The sequence below is a fragment of the Roseivirga spongicola genome (assembly GCF_034376045.1).
GTDB classification, from domain to species: domain Bacteria; phylum Bacteroidota; class Bacteroidia; order Cytophagales; family Cyclobacteriaceae; genus Roseivirga; species Roseivirga spongicola.
Genome location: NZ_CP139724.1, coordinates 1,756,684 through 1,771,122, shown reverse-complemented (window position 1 = coordinate 1,771,122; position 14,439 = coordinate 1,756,684). Strand labels below are relative to the sequence as shown.

At 40.8% G+C, this 14,439-nt stretch carries 16 protein-coding genes and 1 riboswitch; of the genes, 1 reads left to right on the top strand and 15 read right to left on the bottom strand.

Features of this window, described 5'->3' with window-relative positions; translation table 11 throughout:
* Window positions 1-19: 19 nt before the first annotated feature.
* Window positions 20-1,051: a DNA topoisomerase IB gene (locus T7867_RS07790; RefSeq protein WP_322300035.1), complete on the bottom strand. Its 1,032-nt coding sequence runs from the start codon at window positions 1,049-1,051 to the stop codon at window positions 20-22.
* Window positions 1,052-1,257: 206 nt separating this feature from the next.
* On the opposite strand from T7867_RS07790, the gene T7867_RS07785 reads away from it, so the two are divergent.
* Entirely contained in the window at window positions 1,258-1,650 is a 393-nt protein-coding gene (locus tag T7867_RS07785; RefSeq protein WP_068217647.1) for a hypothetical protein, read from the top strand.
* Between the two features lie 65 nt (window positions 1,651-1,715).
* On the opposite strand, the gene T7867_RS07780 is transcribed toward T7867_RS07785, so the two are convergent.
* From T7867_RS07780 to T7867_RS07715, 14 genes are all read right to left on the bottom strand, one after another.
* The gene (locus tag T7867_RS07780) at window positions 1,716-2,999 is read right to left on the bottom strand and encodes a serine hydrolase domain-containing protein (protein ID WP_068217644.1); all 1,284 of its coding nucleotides are present in this window, start codon (window positions 2,997-2,999) and stop codon (window positions 1,716-1,718) included.
* 101 nt (window positions 3,000-3,100) lie between these two features.
* Window positions 3,101-3,874, bottom strand: coding sequence for a DUF547 domain-containing protein (locus tag T7867_RS07775; protein ID WP_068217641.1), 774 nt, complete (start codon window positions 3,872-3,874; stop codon window positions 3,101-3,103).
* A gap of 103 nt (window positions 3,875-3,977) precedes the next feature.
* A complete protein-coding gene (gene cobC / locus T7867_RS07770; protein ID WP_068217637.1) occupies window positions 3,978-4,538 on the bottom strand; it encodes an alpha-ribazole phosphatase in 561 nt (186 codons plus the stop codon).
* Window positions 4,523-5,302, bottom strand: a complete 780-nt coding sequence (locus T7867_RS07765; RefSeq protein ID WP_068217634.1) for an adenosylcobinamide-GDP ribazoletransferase — start codon at window positions 5,300-5,302, stop codon at window positions 4,523-4,525. Before T7867_RS07765 ends, cobC begins: the two co-directional genes overlap by 16 nt.
* The gene (cobT, locus tag T7867_RS07760; RefSeq protein WP_068217631.1) at window positions 5,303-6,334 is read right to left on the bottom strand and encodes a nicotinate-nucleotide--dimethylbenzimidazole phosphoribosyltransferase; all 1,032 of its coding nucleotides are present in this window, start codon (window positions 6,332-6,334) and stop codon (window positions 5,303-5,305) included.
* The gene (locus tag T7867_RS07755) at window positions 6,331-7,023 is read right to left on the bottom strand and encodes a Dph6-related ATP pyrophosphatase (RefSeq protein WP_068217628.1); all 693 of its coding nucleotides are present in this window, start codon (window positions 7,021-7,023) and stop codon (window positions 6,331-6,333) included. Before T7867_RS07755 ends, cobT begins: the two co-directional genes overlap by 4 nt.
* Window positions 7,023-7,526 (bottom strand): bifunctional adenosylcobinamide kinase/adenosylcobinamide-phosphate guanylyltransferase, encoded by a 504-nt coding sequence (locus T7867_RS07750; protein WP_068217626.1) that lies wholly within the window; start codon window positions 7,524-7,526, stop codon window positions 7,023-7,025. Before T7867_RS07750 ends, T7867_RS07755 begins: the two co-directional genes overlap by 1 nt.
* A 3-nt stretch (window positions 7,527-7,529) precedes the next feature.
* Window positions 7,530-7,913, bottom strand: coding sequence for an acyl-CoA thioesterase (locus T7867_RS07745; RefSeq protein ID WP_068217623.1), 384 nt, complete (start codon window positions 7,911-7,913; stop codon window positions 7,530-7,532).
* A complete protein-coding gene (locus T7867_RS07740) occupies window positions 7,910-8,377 on the bottom strand; it encodes a PAS domain-containing protein (RefSeq protein ID WP_068217619.1) in 468 nt (155 codons plus the stop codon). The genes T7867_RS07745 and T7867_RS07740 overlap by 4 nt, the downstream gene beginning before the upstream one ends.
* A gap of 1 nt (window position 8,378) precedes the next feature.
* Window positions 8,379-9,059 (bottom strand): Dph6-related ATP pyrophosphatase, encoded by a 681-nt coding sequence (locus tag T7867_RS07735; RefSeq protein ID WP_068217616.1) that lies wholly within the window; start codon window positions 9,057-9,059, stop codon window positions 8,379-8,381.
* Between the two features lies 1 nt (window position 9,060).
* Window positions 9,061-10,932 (bottom strand): TonB-dependent receptor plug domain-containing protein, encoded by a 1,872-nt coding sequence (locus T7867_RS07730; protein WP_185101206.1) that lies wholly within the window; start codon window positions 10,930-10,932, stop codon window positions 9,061-9,063.
* Window positions 10,919-11,917, bottom strand: coding sequence for an ABC transporter ATP-binding protein (locus T7867_RS07725; protein WP_322300034.1), 999 nt, complete (start codon window positions 11,915-11,917; stop codon window positions 10,919-10,921). The genes T7867_RS07730 and T7867_RS07725 overlap by 14 nt, the downstream gene beginning before the upstream one ends.
* A gap of 2 nt (window positions 11,918-11,919) precedes the next feature.
* Window positions 11,920-12,972 carry a FecCD family ABC transporter permease gene (locus tag T7867_RS07720; protein WP_068217606.1) on the bottom strand — a complete coding sequence of 351 codons (1,053 nt, stop codon included), beginning with the start codon at window positions 12,970-12,972 and terminating at the stop codon, window positions 11,920-11,922.
* Between the two features lie 18 nt (window positions 12,973-12,990).
* On the bottom strand, window positions 12,991-14,190 hold the full coding sequence (locus T7867_RS07715) for an ABC transporter substrate-binding protein (RefSeq protein WP_068217603.1): 1,200 nt from the start codon (window positions 14,188-14,190) through the stop codon (window positions 12,991-12,993).
* Between the two features lie 28 nt (window positions 14,191-14,218).
* Window positions 14,219-14,426, bottom strand: a riboswitch (cobalamin riboswitch).
* Window positions 14,427-14,439 lie beyond the last annotated feature (13 nt).

The following is a 14,439-nucleotide window of genomic DNA, read 5'->3' as shown; positions in this document are numbered from 1 at the left end:
AGGGGGTTGATTTTAGCAATCACCTCTCCATCAGTATCTTCAGCACTACTTGTTCCGAAGTATCTAAATGTTGATACTTCTTGGCATTGGAAATTCTCGGCATTTTGAATTCTGGTTGAGCAACAACTTCCAACACTTTTGGGTGGATATAATAGTCTCTGCAAATACTAACTGTGTTGCCCAGCTTTTTGGCTACTCGCTGAACCAAGGCTGTTTCAATCTTTCTTCTAGGGTTCTCTTCAACATCCTTTTTTGCGTCTTCTAGGTAATCGATGGAAAGGCGACTGCCTCCCCATGTTCTGAAAACCTTAGCTGTAAAATCACCTTCGGATAGTTCCTTGATGTATTCGTTCACATCGCTAGAATCTATTGTTTGAGACTTACCATCCTCATCAATGTAGCGAAACACTTCGTATCCTGGCAGGTCAGAAGTTTCTCGAATCAGTTTAGCCAAGGTTGGGTTAGAGACCGATACATTTCTATACTTTCCACTCTTGGCCTTGTAAGTAAGGCTAAGGCTTTTGCCATTATCATTCAAATGCTTGCGCCTAAGTGTGGTGAGCCCATAGGTTTCATTATTCCTTTTATAGTTTAGGTTACCGATTCGGAGATAATACTCATCTAACATTTTCACTGTTAATGCCAGAACACGCTCTTTTGGCCAACCTCTTTTACGCAAATCAGCAGCTACTCTTTCCCTAATTATTGGGAGCCTTTCAGCAAATAATGGAAGCTGAGAAAACTTATTCTGCTGCCTATACTCACTCCACTTAGGGTGATAAATATATTGCTTCCTGCCTTTCAGGTCGTAACCAACGGCCTGAACATGCCCTTTAGCATTCTTACAAATCCACACATCTTCCCAAATAGGTGGAATTACCAGTTCATCGATCCGCTTTAAAATGGCTTTATCTCTAACCGGCTTTCCTTGCAAGTCCAAGTATTCAAAGCCATCGTTAGTCTTCTCTCTTTTGAAACCTTCTTGGTCAAAAGAAGACACATAGACGAGCTCTTTTGGTATATCTGCTTTCTGCATATTTATTGATGACATATAGCTTAACTAGCCAGTCTTGGTTTCGTTCGAAAACTGTACACTTTTCACTCACATGGCGTACGTTTTTAGTACACTTTATTTCGTTCAAAATCGTACAACAAATTTTAAACATCTGAATTACTGATACTTACACGTATTGGCACAAGGCTTGAATAATTATTGGCACATTCAAAAACGAAACAACAACATTAAACAATACGGTCATGAATAGCCCAAAGGTCAAAGCTCGAAACAACTCAAGAAGAAGAATCAAAAACTTAAGTACTGCAATTGCCATAATGTTAGCGATGGTCACGCTTTTTCAGGCAAGTGCTAAAAACAACCCTGATTCAGAAAGAAGAATCTCTGCGATGGAAGCCAAAGAATTGGCCGAAATTGAAGCCTACTTTATGGATAAAGATGAGATGAGTCTTGAAGAGGCTATTCTGTTCGAAATTGAAGAAGAAGTAATTGAGGAAGTAAAAGTGTTCGATAGCCAAGGTGAACTAGTGGCATCTGGCACCCCTTCTACAGACTCTTCATTAAGAAGTTTAGTGAATCAGGCAGATTACCTTACCAGTTTTGGTAACAACAAATATTACCGCTTAGCGGAATAAAATCAACAGTTTTAGTTAGGGTTAATTTTGGTTAGAGCCGGTTTCTGTAAAAGGAATCGGCTTTTTTATTCGGCAACATCAAACAAATTATGTGAAGGCCAATTCTTAATCTGCTTAATCGCCTCTCTAATTGCCCAACGACTAGTGCTCGGAAAGCTCCCCCTTCTGGGCGTAGTATTAGACACAACCACCCATGAATAGCCCTTTTCATCTCTAGTCAACAAAGCCGAGGTTCCACTTAAAGTTCCAGTTCTCCACCAATGCTCTCCTCTTACACTTCTCCAGCCAAGTGGCTGATTTATACCTCCAACACCACCTGTCATTTTCTTTATCAGGTCTGCACTAAGAATATCTTTGTAGCGCTTAGAATAACCATCTACCATTACTAAAACGCGCATTAAATCTACAGAATTGGCCACCCAGCCTCCGGCCGGCCCTAGCATAGTTACATCGTCTGCACCGTAAGGTTTATAAGCCATTTTGCCAGACCCGGTAAAAGACAGCTGTTGATTATCTACACTATAGTCGTAGTATTTCACCTCATTTCTCAATCTGTCTTTCTCAAAATTGCCAGCAATGGCCATGTTCTTTACTCCATTAGGCGCCAGAATATGATCTATAACCCACTCTTCGTAATCATCGCCCGTAACTTTTTCAATTACACTACCCAAAAGACAATAGCCGAAGTTCGAATAATCGAAGCGCGTTCCTGGTCGATAAGGCAAATGTCTGGTAAGGACAAATTTCACTACATCATCGAACTCTATTGGGTAGCTCACCTTATCCATTTTATGGATCTTATGCGGAATAAACATAGGATCTCCATAAGTGATCAAACTCCAACCAGCTGTATGATTGAGTAAATGCTTCACTTTAATCTGATAAATGTTTCTATTAGAAACCTTGTCGTACGGCTTACCCTTCAGTATTCCTCTTTCACCAAAAACATAATCGTCTAGCGTAATTTTGCCTTCGTCTACCAACTTGAGCACTGCAATGGCAGTAATAAGCTTTGAAACAGAGCCAATTCTGAATCTGTGATATGGTTCAACTTTTACTTTACCTTCTTTATCTGCATAGCCAAAGCCTTTTGCATAAACCAACTTCTCGTCTTTTACTAAAGCCACTGTTGCCCCTTCCAATCGAAGGTTACGTATTACTCTATTCATCATAGAGTCTAGCGGTTTTAGGCTAGGCAAGTCTGAATGCTTGTTAGTAAGCTGGACACCCTTAGGCAAATGTGCCTCTTCCGTAGCTGGTGAGTGAAATTTATCACCTGCAGAGAAGGAGGTGAACAATAAGAAAGTGATTAAAAGGAAGGCTGACCTCAGCCAGTTTTTATAGTACATATACTGTTTCGACCTTTTCGAAAGCTACAATTATAAGAAATTAATAACGAAAAAAAGGCCGCAGTTCTTGCGGCCTTTCTCACATTGTATTGGTCTACTTTTTATTTGTCTGAATCGTTCAAAGACCAGTCGTAATCCATATTGTCTACATCGGCATTTGAGCTGATTTTAACTTTTGAATACTTGTTTAAAAACTCAATGAGTGTTTGCCCATTAGTGAAGTCGCCTTTGAACCAACTGAAGATTTGAGAAATCTCTACCTGGTTTTTAGAAATTTTATTGCGGACCTCATCATTGATGAATTCTTTGGCTTGCTCGTCTAATTGAGCATCTAGCTTTTCGGCTATGAATGCTTCGTTTCTTAAAGGCGGGCAAGAGAATGAGGCGCAATTCACTGCAAAATGTATTCTTGGTTCATCGAACTCTTTTCGGATAATTTTGTGCTCTATTCTGTCTAAACTAAAGTCTTCGCCCCCTATTTTAAACCATTTTTTCGTCCAAACGGTGTTTACCGTAGGAATGGCCAAACCCGGATTCAGATCTTTTATACTTTCTACAGGGTAGTTCTCTACAATCAGTTTTACCGTAAAAGCATTGTACGCGTTGATCCAATAAGCCAGTTTTTCATCATCAGACCAGCTTTCTTGAGGTGGGTTGGCAGATAACTCGGAGGTATAGGCATTCAGCATATCCTTATCGTTAATCATACCTTTATAGTCTACAAAACCTTTGCTATCTACGTGCTTTTGAAGCAAATCTGTCCATTTAGAATGGTCTGGTTTACCCGCGTCTACATTAGCAAAAGTGGTATTTCCGCTAGAGCAGGAGAACAAAACAGTTAGAATAACTAAGAGTAAATATTTATATGATTTCATGTTTTCGCTTTAACAACTAACCTATATACGCACTACTTGTTAAAACAGACTATTTAGGGATCGAATAAATGACATCTACAAGACCAACTAAGGCATAATAATTTTAAACTCTATTTATATACTCTACCTGAGGTTGACCAAACTTTACACTCACCATACTGACTCCACCAAAGGATTGGCCTATGCCAAATAGCTTTTGAGGTGGAACGCCCAATACTTCACCCAAAATGCATCGGATTGGACCAGCATGAGCACAAATAGCTACTTGCTGATACTTTTGACTGGTTAGGTTTTCCCAAAAGTTCAGCGTTCTTGAAAGTAAATCTATGAGCGACTCGCCTTCTGGAGGGCGAACATGAACAAAGTCATCCATCCACTTATTCAGCTCTTTTGAATTGATGCCAGACCATTCTTTCATTTCCCAAAGGCCAAAATTCACTTCTTTCAGTTCTTCAGCAAACAGAATGTCTTCAGATAAATGATGGGCAAGTTGAGAGCACCTCTTTAGTGGACTAGAATAAATGGCATCGAATGAGCTTGGCAATAGCCTTTTTACTTGAGCAAACTCTTCTCTGTAGCTTTCAGCCAAATCCAAATCTGTTTGTCCGTAGCATACACCTTTAGCTACTTTAGGTTTGGTATGTCTGATTAAATAAACTTCCACAATATGAGTAGAGTAAGATAAAAGACTACTTCTGTAATCTGTTGAGTTGCACCAAGGCAGTCTCCAGTATAACCATCAATCCATTTCTGAAAATAGCGACCAAGCCTCCACTTGACCACATAAAGCGGAATAACACACAGAAATACTATGGGGGTTTGAAAAAGCAAGAGAGGCAAAAGGCCAAAAAAAGCAGCCGTAAGAAGCTCAGACCAAGACATTTTTTTACCGACAGGTTTTACCTTAGAAGTAGCATCGTCTCGAGAATATTCATGGGTGAAAATAAATGTAGCGGTAATAAAACGGCTGATACTATGACCTGAGATTATTGTGGCTGCCATAAGTAACAAGCCATTTTCAAAAACCTGAGTGAGTCTGAAAATCAAAGTGAACTTGAGAGCAAATAGCAGAAGAAGGCCTATCAGTCCGTAGGCTCCCACTCTACTATCTTTCATTATGTCCAATATCTTTTGCTTGGTCCAGCCTCCGCCAAAACCATCACATACATCTGCGAAACCATCCTCATGAAAAGCCCCAGTAATCCAAACGCTTGCTATCATAGAAAAGACAACAGCCAAGGCTGGTTCATTGAGCCATAAGCAAAGTGAAAAAAAGGCAAAAGCAAAGCTTCCTATTATCCAACCCATTAAGGGGAAAAAGCGGGTGGCTTTATTAATGTAGTCTGGTGAATGATCTACCCATTTTGGACACGGTATTCTTGTGTAGAACATTAGTGCTGTAAAGAAAATACGTACTTGTTCTCTCATTTACTTGTTACTTACTCCGGCTGATTCGAAGCTAGCCATGTCGTTCAAAAAATTGGCTGCCGATTGAATTATGGGGAAAGCTACAGCACAGCCAGTGCCCTCTCCTAAGCGCATTCCTAAATCTAAAATTGGTTCTGCATTTAAGTAGTCAAGTAGAAGCGTGTGTCCTTTTTCTTGACTCTTGTGACAAAATATGGCGTAATCTCTCACTTCTCTATTAAACTGAGACGCCATCAAAAATGCTGAGGTAGCTATAAACCCGTCTACCATAATTGTCATTTTCAGTTCGGCAGCTTTAAGCATTGCTCCGCACATCATAGCGATTTCAAAGCCTCCAAAAGTGCTTAGCACGTCCATTGGGTTCGCTTTCTTACCATGAAAATCTAAAGCCACCTCAAGAACAGTTCTCTTTCGCTCCAAACCATTATTGTCTAAGCCTGTGCCAGCCCCAATACAGTCTCTTAATGGAATATTTGTAAGCAAATGCATGAGCATAGAAGCAGAAGAAGTGTTGCCAATGCCCATTTCTCCAAAACCGATAATGTTGCAAGCGTCTTCAAAAGCCTCTTCTACCAAATTGCCCCCCTCATTGAGGGCCGCTATACACTGCGCTTGAGTCATAGCAGGCTCACTAACAAAAGACTTAGTACCGAAATCAATCTTTGCATCAATCAGACCATCCGCTCCCGCAAAGTTGTAATTCACTCCGGCATCTATCACCTTCAATTGGATATTATGCTGGCGAGCAAATACATTAATGGCTGCTCCCCCATTCAGAAAATTCATCACCATTTGATAGGTGACCTCTTGAGGGTACGCACTTACGCCAGCCTTGGCAACTCCGTGGTCGGCAGCAAAAACTAAAATCTGCGGATTACGCAACTCAGGGTTCAAGCTTTGTTGAATAAGTCCAAGCTGTAGCGCTATGTGCTCAAGCTGGCCGAGCGCACCAATTGGCTTAGTCTTTAGATCTATCTTTTGCTGAAGTTCTCCTTCAATCTCCCGATTTATAGGGGCAATGTTCCAGTTCATATCAAATCTTGAAACCAGTATGTAACCGTTTCACCTGTTTCTTTAGAGAGTTTATATTCTTTGCCTACAACCTCACCACGTTCAAACCGAATTGGCTTTTTAAAGATTGGCCCTTCGAAAACAAAGCTGTGGAATTCTCCATTTTCTCCACAGGGATCTACGTTTTCTGGCAAATCATTCAGAAAGCTCTCATCAATAATTCTACCTACAAAAGACTGGTCTAGCTTGCTTCCGTCTACTGAGACCACAATGGTTTTAAAGCCTAGGCTAATGAATTCATTGACCAACTCTTTTGTGTTTCTCTGCCAAAGGGGAAAATCTCCCTTCAAGCCTACTTGCGCTAGTTTTTGTTCTCGGTATTGCTTTAAGTCTTCAAGAAAAATATCTCCAAAAATGGAGGTTGATATGCCAGCATCTAAAAACCCTTGCATTTTATCAGCCATCAGCTGATCATATTCATCCATAGATATCTCTCCCGGAAGCGAAAGCAAACTCAAGGGTATGCCAATGCTTTCTGCCTGTTTTTGCAACAGGCTGAGCCTTACTCCATGCATTGAAATTCTATTGGTCTCTGAATTTACCGAAGTGAGTAAATGTTTTACTTCAAACTGTGAGTTTCTTAAGGTGTGGTAAAGCGCCAGCGCACTGTCTTTGCCTCCACTCCAATTGAACAATGCTAATTCTGCCATTATTTGAGTTTCATGGGAATGCCGGAAACCATTAACCAAGCTTGGTCTGATTTTTCAGCAATAAATTGATTCATCCACCCTTGTAAGTCAGTAAACTTTCTGCCAATCTCGGTATGGGCGTGTGTACCCATTCCAATCTCATTACTGATAAATATAAAATCGGAATTTTGTGTGGTCAGCCCATCAAATTCGCTTTTTGCTAACTGTAAGCTTTGGTCTACATCGTTCTTAGTGTCTACAAAAAAGTTAGTAAGCCAAAGGGTGACACAATCTACCAGCACTACTCTTTGATTGAATACTAGCTTACCTATGTGCTTTTCTTCTTCAATGTTTGTCCAGCGCTCATCTCTGTCCGCCTTATGTCTGTCTATGCGCTTTTCATATTCACCATCCCAATGGCGAGAAGTTGCCAGATAAACTGGGTTATCAGAGAGGCTTAGAGCTAGTTTTTGCCCAAAGCTAGATTTCCCTGACCGCTGCCCTCCTGTGATGTAGTAAATCATAAGCTAAGAAATAGCGATAGGTTTCTTATTCTCATCGATAGCGACAAAAGTAAATTCACCAGAAATGGCTTCTTCTCGAACATCAGAATACATCTCTTCTATGTAAATTTTGACTTTTACCTTTAGACTGGTGTTGCCCAAGTAGGTCACTTTTCCTACCAGTTCTATAATTGTTCCGGCAGGTATTGGCCTGTTAAAATCTATTCTATCACTATTTACTGTAACCATGCGCATTCTGCTAAACCGAGTAGCGGTAATAAAAGCTACTTCGTCCATCAGCTGCATGGCAGTACCTCCAAAAAGTGTGTCGTAGTGGTTGGTTGTATTCGGAAAAACAGCTTTAAAAATTCTGGTTTCCGATTTTTCAATTCGTTCTTTTAGATTCACGTAACTTCTTTTTCAATTGCTAAAAAATGGGTGGTGCGTAATGCTGCGTTCTTAAGTGGAAGAATTGAGATTTTGCATTTGTAAGGATTGCCACATTTACGGTAATTAATGAGGGTGGCACAGGCATCTCTTTCTTCATGAATACCCGTTCTTAATCTTCTTTTTGCTAATTCGGAAGTTTTAGGGCCTTGTAGAAACCCAGGTCTTCTGCCCACTGACTCTTCTGCCGAATAACCTGTCATTCTTTCGAATCCGCCATTTACCCACTCAATTACTTGGTTGAAGTTTGTAAGCACCAGTGCGTCATAATCTTTACTTACAATTCTATCTAAATCTAATGACCAACAATATTCTTGATTCAGTGCCTCCAATTGTTCTAAGTCATTTCTATAAATTTTCCTCTGATTTCTCATTCGTAAATCTGTTGAAATGACATCCCAAGAATGTAGGTACTTATGTAGCATATTATTTTGGTTCGGTTAGAAAATTCAAAAAAGCATACGTGTTGTGCACACTATAATCAGAGAATCTAACTGTTGAAGGAAATTGTTGTAGTGGTCCGTTTACTACAAAAGTATGATACTCGCCATTTTCGCCACAAGGGTCTATCCCTAGCTCTTCAAACTCCGTTAACAGCTCTCTAGTAATGATTTTTCCAATTATAGCATCGGCCAATTCTTTTCTACAAGACACAATTAAACACTGCATTCCTGCATCTATCATGGCCTCTACCAGAGTTCGCCTATTCTCCTGCCAAATGGGCAAAACTGCTTTTACATCTGCTGCGGCAGATACTTTTTCTTCCCACGCTCTATGTGACTCTATGTCGATATCGCCAAAAACGGTGTGACTAAAAGCATACTTCGCCTTTAGCTCCTTAAGTTTTTCAATGTAGTTCGCTTCGTAATTGGCCCACGTAGTTTGAATAAACTCTATGGGCAAACCTACCGACTCGGCTTGTTGCTGAAGCAGCTCTTTTGGAATACCATGAGACCGAGATCTTTCACCAAATTCATTGAGCGTATTTAGCAGTACAGCAGGCTTTAACCCCTGCTGCAATGCCCGATAAAAAGCAAAATAGCTGTCTTTACCTCCACTCCAAGAGCAGAGAAAAAGAGGGCTAATATTTACCTTTCTGCTTTCCAAACTAGAACTTAGCTGTTAACCCTACAGTGAAATTGATTGGTCTTGTGGTGTATCCGTAAACTCCCACAAAGTCTTCGTCCAATAAATTTCTGATTGAGCCAGAGAAAATTAAATCACCATTGAATAAAGCATGAGAAACGTTAAAGTCTACCATGTTGTAGCCCTCTAACTCTACTAAGAAAGGATCTGAGAAAATGGCTGCCTCTCTGTCGCCAAAGTAATTGTAAGTAACTCCAAGCTGGGTATTACTTGCAATTGTATACTGACCACCCAAACCGTATTTCTGATTCGGAATTCTGTAGAATTGACTAGGGTCGCCAAAGTTGTAATCTGCAAAATGAGCTGTAAGATTCAAGTCGTTAGTTACGCTCCAAGTAAGATCTACCTCCAAGCCTTCAATATTTCTTTCTCCTTCTACATTGTCATATCCGCCACCAACGTAATTACCTTGTCCATCAAATATGGAAACAAAGTCTATTGCGTTTTCTTCCTTTCTATCAAAGTATTCGGCATTCAGGGTAAGCTTATCAGACAGGTAAAGAGAAACCCCAAACTCTAAAGATTCGGTAGATTCTGCCTCCAAATCTGGGTTTCCATAAAATTCAGCAAATAATTGATAAAGGCTTGGCGCCACAAAAGCAGTAGAGTAGCTACCAAAAAGCTTCAGCTGGGCATCTTCACCTAACTGAAAAAGGTAAGATGGGTTGAACATGTAGACGAAATTGGAACCATACTCACTGTTGTTGTTCAATCGCACACCTGCATTTAAGGTAAGGGCATCGGTTACATCGGCCGAAACATTTAAATAAGGATCGAAATTCGACTGATTAGGCTGCTCATCTCCACTCTGAAATTTGTAAGACTGGAACTGAACACCTAAAATGGTTTTGATATTGCCATTAAAGACTTTCTGGTTGTTTAAATCGGCCTGAAAGTTCTTGCCTTTGGCAGTTGAAGGGAATGCAGAAACGAACTCTCTTCTTATCTGGTTGAAATTAGTGTTTAAGCTAAGTTTACCGCCATTGTAGTTCCATTCAGGGCTTAAACCTACACTTACTTGGTGAATTAAGAATTCGTTGTCGCCATCTGAGAAAGCACTATTGTCATAATCTGCCTTTAGGTCTTCATAAGACAAATTTGCACCAAGTTTAAAGGCTTCAGAAAACTTATAGTTCAGCTTGGTTCTACCTGTATATCTAAAGAAACCATCGTTGCCGAACTCTAGCGTTGGGTCATTGTCTTGCGCGGCAGAAATACCATCACTTATAGATACAGATGCTCCAGCCAAATAGCTCAACTTGCCTGTTCTGCCTTGAACATCGGCATTGGTGTTCATGGTTTGGAACGAACCTACATCTTGAGACAAGGTAACCTGAGGCTCGTCTGTAGCAGCCTCTTTCAATTTAATATTGATTACACCAGAAGCGGCATTTGTACCATATAATGTGCTTGCTCCTCCCTTAAGCACTTCTATATATTCTATGGCATTGGCGTTTAAAAGCCTCAGATCATAATCATTAGAAATGGCAGAAGCATCGTTAATTGGAAGACCATCGATAAGTACGAGTGTATGTCTGTTTCTACCTCCACGAATGCTGTAGTCCAAGTTGGTTCCTGGAGTTCCGAATGCACCGTCTACATTAATGCCTGGTAGGGTGTTTAAAAGATCGGCAACAGTTCTGCCAGGCAATTTTGCAATCTGATCTTGGGTGATTTTATAAATCACCTTTCCCGATTTCTCAATAGGAGTTTCAAATCGGTTGCCAGTTACCACAACCTCACCGAGGTCTTTGGCTTTTTCTTCTTGGGCAAAAGTTGCCCCACCGAAGGCTGCCAATGTAATGCTTAGAGCTAGTGCTCTATTCCATCTCATTTTCATAAGTATTGAGTTTTGTAAGTAGTTCTTCTATAGTTGTTATTTCTAATTGATTGTTGAGAATCCACTTTCGCGTTGAGCCATCATTAAGTACCTCTATAGTAACTTGAGGCAAATGCTCTACTGGCTGAAACCCTGCTCTCCTCAAAGCACTTTCAGTCCAATGGGCGCTTAGTGAACTCCCTTTAATCAATACTTTTAAGCCATTATTATTTATTGCCTTTTCGAACCTCCCCAAGCTGTAGTTGAAGGAAAGACCTTCTTTGGTAAACGCCTTTTCCAACCTTCCATCCAACACCAAATCTTCTGGTGCCCCTTGACTGATTGATTGATTCGCTACCAGCCAAAGCTTATCTGCATTGGCTATGGCTGTGTCTATATCGTGGGTAGAAATTAGAATGGCTCTATGGCCTGACGAAACCAATTCTCGGAGCAGGTGGAAGATTTCAATTCTATTGGGTGAATCTAAATGGGCTGTTGGTTCATCTAAAATGATAAGGTCGGTTTGTTGAGCAAGAGCTCTAGCAATCATCACCTTTTGTTTTTCGCCATCGCTCAATTCACCAATATGTCTATTGGCAAACTGCATAGTACCAGTAATTTCTAAGGCCCACTGAATTACATCTTTATCTTCGCCAGTAAGGCTACCCATCCAGGTGGTGTAAGGAAAACGGCCGAGAGAAACCAATCCGTAAACCGTCAGGTTGCCAGGAGTAACTCTGTCAGTAAGCACCAAACTCAACTGCTTAGCAAGAGTTTTTGGAGATACTTCTCTGAGGCTTTTCCCTTGAAGAGTAACCATGCCTAACAGTGGCTTCTGAATACCTGCAAGCGTTCGGATTAGTGTGGATTTTCCGCTTCCGTTAGGCCCAAGTAAACAGGTAAGTTGGCCTTTATTAAGGTTCAAATTCAGTGAACTCAAAACAGTTCGGTCTTTATAACCAACTGAAAGATTTGCGGTATGTAGAATCTTGTCAGGCATGGTTAAAAACTCGATTTTAGATTTCTACGCTTTACAATTATCCATATTACTATGGGTGAGCCAATCATGGCTGTAATAGCGTTCACCGGTAGTACTGTTGTGCTTCCTGGTACCTGAGAAATAATATCACAGAACAACATTAGAATTGCCCCAACCAACACACAGCTTGGAATTAGAAGTCGGTGATCTGAGGTATTCAAAAAGCTTCTGGTTAAGTGCGGCACTGCAATGCCTACAAAACCGATGGGACCACAGAAACCTGTAATGGCTCCAGCCAGAATGCTTGTTACCAGAATAATGAGCATTCGAGACCGCCTGATGTTCAGCCCCATACTTTGGGCATAGTCTTCGCCCAGAAGCAGTGCATTTAATGTCTTAGAAAGCAAGAAGGTGGCTACAATTCCGAGGCCTACTATGAGTCCAAGCACACCTAACTGATGATTAGTTACACCTCCAAGGCTTCCGAATGTCCAAAGAATGTATTCTTGAATTTGCTCTGGGTCAGAGAAGTACTGCCAAATACTAACCACGGCAATAGTGATATTGGCCACCATAATTCCTACAATGAGCATTACCACATTGTCTCTAATACGATAAGAGATTGCCAAAATGATTAGAAGTACTAAGAATGCTCCAACCGAAGATGCTAGCACAATTAGCCAACTTCCGCCTATTCCTAATGAACGAATGGCAAAAGCAGTAGTAGCGCTGCCAGCAGCCAACATAATAGCTGCCACACCCAAACTTGCCCCGGCCGTAATTCCCAATACAGAAGGGCCTGCCAAGGGATTTCTAAAAAGCGTTTGCATTTGTAAGCCACCAATTGAAAGTGCTGCACCCACCAAAACCGCAGTCACGGTTCGAGGCAAACGAATCTTTAGAATAATGTTTTGCCAGGCTGTATTCTCTACATCTTGACCGAGTAATATTTTTGCAACCTCATCTACAGGTATTGTAACTGAGCCCAAACCCAAATTGAGCAAAAACAATCCTAGCACTACCAAAAAAAGTAGTACAAAGGCCTTTACACTAAGACTTGTAGATGGAGTATTCACGAAAAAAGTTTAAGGGGTTTACTTCAACCTGGCGTAATACACCAACTCATGATCTGGCAATAGTTCGGGATGAAATATGCGAACTACATCTTTGAGAATGATATGCGGGTTTACAATGCCCGACTCATAGTAATCATTACCTCCGCCTTCTGTATAGCGGCCATAAATGTTGTAGATGTTCTTGTCTTGATAAGACTTAAAGTCTTTAAATCTACTATCTCTCTGAAGAATCTCTTCAAGGGTTTTTGCACTACCTGGCACCATCCAATAGTCAGATTTTAGACCATATTCATAAACAGTTTCAAAATCCAATTTCAAGCTACCTGTAGAAGTATCGTCACTCCATGGATATTGAACTTTAGCTGTTTTAAGTACATGGTAGCCAAAGCTTTTACCGCCAGAAACAAACCAAGCGTCACCCTGAACCATACCAGTAATAGTCATTGGCCCTTCGGTTTCCTTTTGCTCAACCAATTGTAGCACTTCATTATACTCTTGCTCAATTTCGGCAAAGGCCTCATTTACCTCCTTCTCCCTATTCAGCAATAGGGCTATCATTTTCACCCATTCGGCTCTTCCAAGTAAATCGAGCTCTTGCCAGTCAGCGTTCAGCAATACTGGAATACCCGCATTTTCTAATTCTTGATAACTATCATTTTGAGAGTTGGGATAACCAACCCCCATTAACACTTCTATTTCTGAAGCTAAAACTAATTCCGTATTCAATGTGCCAGCAGGGGCCAACTCTGTAATTTTTTGCTGGTTCACTAGGGCTCGAACCTCATCACTAGAAATGTAACTTGCCGTTTCCACTCCTTTCAAATGATCTAAAGCATCTAACATTTGAAACATACCCAAATGTGTTGTAGAAAGTGAGCCTACCTTTTCAACCGGAATTTGAATAGTTCGTGTAGCTTCAAAACCATCTGGGTTTGGCGTACCCCTTTGAACTAGCGCAAAGCTAACAGTGTCTACAAAATCATTATAGTGCCTTAACAGCTGAAGCTCCTTCCAATGATTATGGTATACCACATCAAAACCAATGGCATGATCTATAGAAACACGATCTGGAAAGTAATTCCGATTTGGATCGAAAGTAGAAGTATCTTCCGATGCTGAATTTGATGACGAACAGCCGACTAAAATAGTCAGGGCTAAAGACCACAGCAAAGCAATTCCGGCTTTACGGCAGCTGATTTTTACATTCTGCTTTTTCATACTAGTGGCTTTTCCTCAGAAAGCGGTTTAGTGAACGATTGCAATGGCAGGTCTTCTGACTTTCCCTGTCGATCTGAGCCTTCCCGACCAATTCCGAATTATCGGAAATAAGGCAGTGGCAAAATTCAGTCGACATAAAAATGGGATTACAGCAGCTGGGACTGTTCAGGACTTTCACCCGATTCCCTTTTAATCCCCGACAGCGTTGTCGGGAAACCCTTGCGGTAGGGCAAAGGTAGAGAAATAAAT